Origin of the sequence: Hydrogenimonas sp. (assembly GCF_029933015.1) — a bacterium.
Classification (GTDB): domain Bacteria; phylum Campylobacterota; class Campylobacteria; order Campylobacterales; family Hydrogenimonadaceae; genus Hydrogenimonas.
The window spans coordinates 2925-10513 of sequence record NZ_JAOZOZ010000056.1 but is presented as its reverse complement, the minus strand read 5'-3'; the positions used below and the strand labels follow the sequence as shown (position 1 = coordinate 10513).

The window sequence follows — 7589 nt, the reverse complement described above, 5'->3', positions numbered from 1 at the left end:
GCCGCCCGCTCGATCATGGCGGAAGCGCTGATCAACCACTACCTCAAAAATGTCTGCGATCTGCACGCCGAGAGTGCGGGGTTGAATCCCAAGGGTGCCGTCGATCACGAAACGCTGCAGGTGCTGGCGGAGGACGGGATCGAAACGGAGCATCTGTGGTCCAAAAGCCTTGATGATCTGGAGAGTCTCGACTTCGACCTGGTCGTGACGGTCTGCGACAACGTCAAGGAGGCGTGTCCCACCTTTCCGGGTGCCAAAAAAGAGATCCATATCGGCTTCGAAGATCCCGAGGGCAAGCCTTTCGAGGCCTACGAGCGGGAGCTTCATCAGATGAAAAACCTTCTGATCCCCCGCATCCGCGAAGAGCTGTGTGAGGAGTAGAGCGTATGTGGGACTTCCTGACGTTCGAGAGATTCATCGCGCAGGACGTTCTGATACTCTTCTACTATGCGGGGGCGGTGGGGATGCCGCTGTTTCTTTGGTATCTGCGCCGCCGCCTCGTCCGAACGCTTCCATGGTGCCGCAATGCCGGCGCAGAGCTAAGAAGGCTCTACGACACCCTGGAAACGGGCCGGAAAGTCATGACACTCCTCTTTTTTCTCGTACTTTTTCTCTCGATGGAGCTGGTGTGGCGCATGATGTTCGAGACGATGATCGGCTATTTCCAGATGCACGACGCCCTGATGGAGCTGACGGAATTACAACGAGGATAGAGAAGATTTTTCCCCAGGGAAAGATCGGAAAGGATGCCTGATGCAACATTCGAAACGTTCGCCCGAAACTCTGGCTCGACACTTCGCCATGAAGGGGAGCCAGTGGATGATGTGTCCCGGGGAGGGGCCGATCGTCGCGGCGGCGATCCACGACGGCCACGACCTCACCCACGACGTGGCGGAGCGGCTCGTCCTGGATGAGGCGGCAAGGCTGCGGGAGGAGGATCCATGCACCTACCGGATGACCTCGATCTGCGACAACCGCATCACCGTCTCCGTCTCCCGTTTCGTCGTCGATTTCAATAGGCCTCGGGAAAAAGCGGTCTACCGGACCCCGGCGGACGCCTGGGGCCTCGAACTCTGGAGAGAACCTCCCACCGACGAGATGGTGGAACACGGCTTGAGACTCTACGACGCTTTCTACGAAGAGCTCGAGGCCTATCTCGAGGCGATCGTGGCCAGATACGGCCGGATCGTCCTTTTGGACCTCCACAGCTACAACCACCGGCGTGGCGGACCCGACGCCCCGCCCGACGACCCGAAAACGAATCCGGACATCAATGTCGGCACGGCGACGCTGGCCGACAGAAGTGCGTGGGAGTCTCTGATCGGACGTTTCATCGACGATCTGCGGAGCTTCGACTATTTCGGCAGCCGGCTCGATGTGCGGGAAAACGTGAAGTTTCAGGGAGGGTATATGGCAGAATGGATCCACCGGCGGTTCGGGGAGTCCGCCTGCGTCCTTTCGGTGGAGTTCAAAAAGATATTTATGGACGAGTGGGAAGGGAAGGTGGATCTGATGCGCATCGAGCGGCTCCATACCATGCTCAAGGCGGCGATGCCCGGCATCGAGGCCTCTTTGAGTGAAATGGGGGTGAAACCGTGAAGGATAGAGAGCCGACCGACCTGCCGATCGAAGAGATCGTTTCGGATCTGAAAGCCAACCGTGCCGTCAGAAGAAAGCTGCCGGAGGGAGGACGGATCCATATCGACCGTCAGCTTCCTTTTCTCTGTCTCTACAGGAAGCCGCCCCATGGTGCGGATGTGGGGACGAAGCGACTGGTGGAGAGCGAAGCCTCCTACATCACCGTGATGGACGGGGCCGATCTCTCGCCGCTGGTGGAGGCGATCGCCGAAACGATGTCGGAAATTTTCGGCGGCTTTCTGATTCTGGAACTCTGGGCACTCTCTCCAAAAAACCGCAATGTCGATGAGGAGGAGGCGCATCGTCCCCTTTTCCGGATCCGCGCACAGCGTCCCGAAGAGCTCCTTTCGACCGTCGAAACACTGCGCACATGGCTGGGAAGGGTGTCGCTTCATCGCCTGAAAGCGGAAGTCTTCATCGAAAAAGAGAGCCCTGCGCCCCCATTTTTCGAACCCATACTTTCCAGGGAGTTTCTGCAGCGTCACAGCACCCATATCGTAGGGTTGGGAGTCTCTCCGCTCTATCGTGACGCGGCGGGGGAGACCCTTTTCCCACTGGAACTCTACGCGCTGCGAAGAGGCATCAGCAAAGCGCTCAAAAAGGCCTTTTTCCGCTTCACGGTCGACATGACCCGAAGCTGTCCGACCCATTACGCGATGATGGGAAGGCGGTTCGTGACGAAGGCGGTATGGGAAGTCGACAGCGCGCTTGCCGAAATCGAGGATGCCTTCGATTTCCTTCTACAGGTGACACCGGTCAATACGGAGGAGGCGTGGCGGCGCTTCAGGGCGGAAGGCTTCAGGGGCACACCCCGTTTCCTCTACCGGCCGAGACCTTTCGATATCGCCCGGATGAAACGGAGACTCTTCGATATCCCGGTCGCGAAGATCGAGGATCCGACCCTTTTCGAACTTTTCGGACAGAAAGTGGTGGAGCTCGACAGAAAGCTCACGCTGCTTTTCGACCGTGACACGCCGAACTTCCTCTATGGCAGCATTCCGACATACGGCAGGGTGGAGGAGGATCTGCTCAAGACGGCCAGGCGCATGCTGGAGCTTCTGCCCCACGAAAAAAAAGATGTCGAAGCCGACGCCCGGGAGGATGCGGTGGACGCGGAAACCTTCGCGAAACGTGCGGAAGAGGAGATCGCATACTACAAAACGTTCTATCCGCAGATGAGGTCGAGGGTGGAGATACGCGACGACATCGTCGCCGGGGCGATGGTTTCGGGCGGCAATTTCCTGATTTCACGCTCGGCACACTTTCCCAAAAAGCGGATCGAAGCGCTGCTCCATCACGAGATCGGCACCCATGTGCTGACCTATACCAACGGCCTGGCCCAGCCCTTCAGGCAGCTCCATACGGGCCTCAGCGGCTACGACGAGATGCAGGAGGGGATCGCCGTACTCTCCGAGTATCTGAGCGGAGGGATCAGCAAAGCGCGATTGCGGGTTCTCGCGGCACGGGTGATCGCCGTGCATCTGCTCTGCGAAGGCAGACCTTTCGACGAGGTCTTTTCGGTATTGCGGGAGGAGTACGACTTCGGGGAAAAGAGCGCGTTCACGATCACGACGCGCGTCTTCCGTGGCGGCGGGCTGACGAAAGATGCCGTCTATCTGCGCGGGCTCATCGGCATCTTCGACTATCTGCACGAAGAGGGTCCGCTCGAACCGCTCTTCGTCGGCAAGATCGCCGCCGAGCATATCCCGCTGATCGAAGAGCTGCAGTACCGTGAAATCCTCGAAAAGCCGCCGCTGTGGCCCCGGTGGCTCGAAACGCCTGAGGCGAAGCGCCGGCTGCGGGAGATCCGCGAAAGCAGACTGACACTTCTCGATCTGATCGAAAAAGGATACCTATGAAACTCGGTTTTGTCATCAACGACCTGCTGAACGAACCTCTGCCGAGCTCGACGATACAGCTGGCTCTGACCGCCACGAAGATGGGGCATGAAGTGTGGCTTATGGGTGTCGGCGATTTCGTCTACAACTGCGACGAAATGGTGCATGCCCATGCCAGAAGCGTCGCCGAAGGGAGCTATGGGGACCAGAGAGCCTATTACGAGGCGATCAGGGCAAGTAGCGCCCGCGAAGAGAGAATCACGGTGGACGATCTCGATATCCTGATGCTGCGCAACGACCCGGCCCAGGATATCCAGTCATCCTGGGCACAGCATGCCGCGATCGTCTTCGGGCGGACCGCGATGCGCCACGGGGTCATCGTGCTCAACGATCCTGACGGCTTGAGCAAGGCGATCAACAAACTCTACTTCCAGCACTTCCCGAAAGAGGTGCGTGTCGAAAAGGTGATCGCCAGGAACTATTCGGAGATCGAGAGGTTCTACGAAAAACATGACCGGCGCATCATCCTCAAACCGCTGATGGGTTCGGCGGGGCGGGGTGTCTTTTTCGTCCAGCCCGAAGACGCGGCCAACCTCCACCAGATGGCCGACGCACTCTTTAGGGACGGCTACGCGATCGCCGAGGCCTTCATCCCCGAAGCGGTCCACGGCGATGTACGTCTCTTTCTGATGAATGCCGAACCCCTGCAGATAGACGGCCGCTACTGCGCCTTCCGGCGTATTCCGGCCAGGAAGGATATACGCTCCAACATCCACGCCGGCGGCCATGCGGAGGCGGCGGAAGTGACCGACGGGATGCTGCGGATCGCCGAAATCGTCCGGCCGAAACTGGTCCAGGACGGGATGTTCCTGGTGGGGCTCGATATCGTCGGAGATAAACTGCTGGAGATCAACGTCTTCAGCCCCGGGGGGCTGCACCATGCCCATCTATTCGGTGATCTCGACTTCAGCCAAAAAGTGATCGAGGCCCTTGAAAAGAAGGTCCTCTATATGCGATACTACCGCCGGAACTTCGACAATGTCGAAATGAATACGCTCTGAAGATGCGCCAATGAAAAAAGTTCTGATACTCTGTACCGGAAACAGCTGCCGCTCCATCATCGCCGAAGCTCTCGTGAATCGCTATCTGCGAGCCCGGGGCATCGAAGCCTTCAGCGCCGGGTCGAATCCGGGCGGCAGGGTCAACCCCGACGCCAGAAAGGTGCTGGAAGAGGAGGGGGCGTGGGAGGATGGCTACCACTCCAAAACCGTCGACGAAGCGATGGAAAAGGGGCCTTTCGATCTGGTCGTGACGGTCTGCGACAACGCCAAAGAGAGCTGCCCCCTTTTCCCCGGTGGTACCAAGAGTATCCATGTCGGTTTCGAAGATCCCGACGGCAAACCCTACGAAGCCTTCGTAAAGACGCTCAAAGAGATTCAATCGCGGCTTTTGCCCCGCATAGAGAAGGAGTTGATGTGAAAAAAGAGGTCCACGCTACCGGTAACGGAGTCAAAATCGCCTTCAGCGGCGAAGTGAAAAAAGAGAATATCGTCAAAATGGTCGAAAACTGCGCCACGGGAGCATGTGAATGCATGAGTGATAAAACGAAAGAGAAGATCCGCGACATGCAGGTGCGGGGCGAAGACGGCGCCGTCGAGCTGGAACTGACGGGTGACGTGGCCAAAGATGAGATCGAAGCGGCGCTGAAGCGTTCGAAAGTGCTGAAATAACCGATGACACTGGCGGATCTTCAGGAGAAACAGAAAGCGATCGTCAAATCGATCGGCGATCTGGGTGAGCTCAAAACCCGGCTGATGGAGCTGGGGGTACTCTGCGGCGAGCCGGTCCAACTGGTACGCAGAGCGCCATGGGGCGATCCCATCGAGATCCGGGTGGAGGATACGTTTATCGCGCTGCGCAGAGCGGATGCCGCCAAAATCGAGGTGGAGCCGATCTCGCAGCTGAGAGTCAGAAAAGGGAGAGGAGCCAAAAGGTGAAGATCGCTTTCGTCGGCAATCCCAACACCGGAAAGACGGCACTGATCAACGCCATCGCCGGCAGCGACCTGGAGGTGGGGAACTGGCCCGGAGTGACGGTCGAGAAGAAAGAGGCGCTTTTTCGTTACGAAGGCGAGGAGATCGCCCTGGTCGATCTGCCCGGCGCATACACCCTCAGCCCCTATTCTCTGGAAGAGAAGATCACCCGCAACGTCCTGGCCTACGATCCGATCGACGGCATCATCGACGTCGTCGACGCCACGGCGCTGCGCAGAAACCTCTATCTGACCCTGGAGCTGACCGACATGGGCCGGCCGATGGTCCTGGCTCTGAACATGTTCGACGACTTCACCAAACGCGGATACGAGATCGACATTCCCAGGCTGGAGGAGATCCTGGGAGTGTGTGTCGTGCCCACCGTCGGCTCGACGGGGCTGGGCGCCAAACGGCTCATCGAATGCGCCGTCGAAGCGGTCCGAAAGAGGAGGATCCCGAATATCCAGCCGCTGCAGAGTCACCTGGAAAAGGAGATCGCCCTGCTTCTCCATCGGCTCGAAAGATACGCCGCCGATCTTCCCTATCCCCCCAGACTCTTCGCGATCAAACTGATCGAAAGGGATCCTTTCGCCCTCGAACTGGCGAAAAAAAAGGGAGCCGACGAGATCGTCGATTTCGCCGCCGGCGCGACGGAGCGGCTGGAAAAGCATATGAAACTCCCGATCAAAACCATCGTCACCCGTTCGCGGTACGAGGCGATCGACGCGATTCTCGAGGAAGTGCTGACGAAACCGATCGTCGACAGAACGGTGCTCAGCGACCGGATCGACGCCCTGGTTCTGCACCCCTTCTTCTCCCTTCCGATCTTTTTTCTGGTGATGTTTCTGCTCTTTAAAATGACCTTCGACGGCAGCGCGCCGCTGGTGGAGTGGACGGGCCGGTTTTTCGAAAACTACGTGGGAAAATATCTCCATCTCTTCGTCGGTTCCCGTCTGCCGGAGTGGGCCGATTCGCTCCTGGTGGAGGGTGTCGTCGGGGGTGTAGGGCTGGTGCTTTCGTTTCTGCCGCTTCTGTTTCTGCTCTACTTTTTCATGGCGCTGCTGGAGGAGAGCGGCTACATGGCGCGGGTCAGTTTCCTTCTCGACAGGCTGGCCCGGACTTTCGGTGTCAAAGGCAACGCCTTCATCGCGATGATCATGGGGTTCGGCTGCAACGTCCCGGCCATCTACGCCACGAGGACACTCACGAGCCGGCGGGAGCGGATCATCACCGCCCTGATGATTCCCCTGATGAGCTGCAGCGCCAGGCTCCCCATCTACGCCCTCTTTACGGCACTATTTTTTACCGAACATCAGGTTTTCGTGATCATGTCGATCTATCTGCTGGGCATCGTCGTGGCGCTTCTGGTCGGCACTGTCGCCGACAGAGTGCTGCCCAAAGAGGAGGAGAAGCCCTTCTTTCTCGAGCTTCCCGCCTATCATATGCCGACGTTTCAAGCCGTATGGGTGCTGATGTGGCCCAGACTCAAGGATTTCATCGTCCGGGCCGGTACCGTGATCGTGGCGGCGTCGGTGATTTTGTGGGGGGTGATCCATCTGCCGCCTGGATCGGACGTGCACGACTCCTGGCTCGCCAAAAGCGCCAAAACACTCACGCCCCTTTTCAAACCCCTGGGGTTCGGCGAGGCGTGGGAGCCGATCGCGGCGCTGATTCCCGGCACGATCGCCAAGGAGGTGGTGGTGGGGTCGCTCGGGACCATCTACGGGGTCGAAACGGGCCATCCCCACGCATCGGCCGAGGCGAATCTCGCAGAAGATACCCTGGAGCAGCTTGAGAGTCTGAAGGATGCCCTGGTGGAGGCCGCTGCCGGCATGATCGGGATTTTGCGAAGCGTTGAGGATTCCACAGAGCGTGACACGACGCTGCAAGAAAGGCTCGAGGCACAGTTTAGCGGGCCGCTCGCCGCCTACAGTTATATGATATTCGTGCTACTTTATATCCCCTGCATCTCGACCATCGCCGCCATCAAGCAGGAGTTTGGATGGAAAATGGCCCTTTTCGAAACCCTTTTTCTGCCGCTGCTCGCCTATGCCGCGAGCCTTCTTTTCTACCAGTCGGC

9 protein-coding genes are annotated in these 7589 nt (G+C 58.6%); all 9 read left to right on the top strand.

From position 1 onward, the window contains the following. A partial coding sequence (locus Q1K23_RS05350) for an arsenate reductase ArsC (protein WP_300363067.1) occupies positions 1-381 on the top strand: 381 nt, incomplete at its 5' end. Positions 382-386: 5 nt separating this feature from the next. Continuing rightward, complete coding sequence (locus Q1K23_RS05345) at positions 387-713, top strand: DUF4282 domain-containing protein (RefSeq protein ID WP_300363066.1); 327 nt, start codon at positions 387-389, stop codon at positions 711-713. A 40-nt stretch (positions 714-753) separates the two neighbouring features. Beyond that, the gene (locus Q1K23_RS05340) at positions 754-1599 is read left to right on the top strand and encodes an N-formylglutamate amidohydrolase (RefSeq protein ID WP_300363064.1); all 846 of its coding nucleotides are present in this window, start codon (positions 754-756) and stop codon (positions 1597-1599) included. Continuing rightward, positions 1596-3497 (top strand): flavohemoglobin expression-modulating QEGLA motif protein, encoded by a 1902-nt coding sequence (locus tag Q1K23_RS05335; RefSeq protein ID WP_300363063.1) that lies wholly within the window; start codon positions 1596-1598, stop codon positions 3495-3497. Before Q1K23_RS05340 ends, Q1K23_RS05335 begins: the two co-directional genes overlap by 4 nt. After that, positions 3494-4537: a glutathione synthetase gene (locus Q1K23_RS05330; protein ID WP_300363061.1), complete on the top strand. Its 1044-nt coding sequence runs from the start codon at positions 3494-3496 to the stop codon at positions 4535-4537. Before Q1K23_RS05335 ends, Q1K23_RS05330 begins: the two co-directional genes overlap by 4 nt. A 10-nt stretch (positions 4538-4547) precedes the next feature. Further along, a complete protein-coding gene (locus Q1K23_RS05325; RefSeq protein WP_300363059.1) occupies positions 4548-4955 on the top strand; it encodes an arsenate reductase ArsC in 408 nt (135 codons plus the stop codon). Then, on the top strand, positions 4952-5206 hold the full coding sequence (locus tag Q1K23_RS05320) for a hypothetical protein (RefSeq protein ID WP_300363058.1): 255 nt from the start codon (positions 4952-4954) through the stop codon (positions 5204-5206). Before Q1K23_RS05325 ends, Q1K23_RS05320 begins: the two co-directional genes overlap by 4 nt. Positions 5207-5209: 3 nt before the next feature. Continuing rightward, positions 5210-5473, top strand: a complete 264-nt coding sequence (locus tag Q1K23_RS05315; RefSeq protein WP_300363056.1) for a FeoA family protein — start codon at positions 5210-5212, stop codon at positions 5471-5473. Continuing rightward, positions 5470-7589: ferrous iron transport protein B (gene feoB, locus Q1K23_RS05310; RefSeq protein WP_300363055.1), on the top strand; the 2120-nt coding region annotated here is incomplete at its 3' end. The genes Q1K23_RS05315 and feoB, both read left to right, overlap by 4 nt.

Bases quoted from the DNA above. Each gene is read 5' to 3' on its own strand.
- Q1K23_RS05340 (WP_300363064.1), top strand. From the start codon at position 754: ATGCAACATTCGAAACGTTCGCCCGAAACTCTGGCTCGACACTTCGCC.
- Q1K23_RS05315 (WP_300363056.1), top strand. From the start codon at position 5,210: ATGACACTGGCGGATCTTCAGGAGAAACAGAAAGCGATCGTCAAATCG.
- Q1K23_RS05330 (WP_300363061.1), top strand. From the start codon at position 3,494: ATGAAACTCGGTTTTGTCATCAACGACCTGCTGAACGAACCTCTGCCG.
- Q1K23_RS05325 (WP_300363059.1), top strand. From the start codon at position 4,548: ATGAAAAAAGTTCTGATACTCTGTACCGGAAACAGCTGCCGCTCCATC.
- Q1K23_RS05345 (WP_300363066.1), top strand. From the start codon at position 387: ATGTGGGACTTCCTGACGTTCGAGAGATTCATCGCGCAGGACGTTCTG.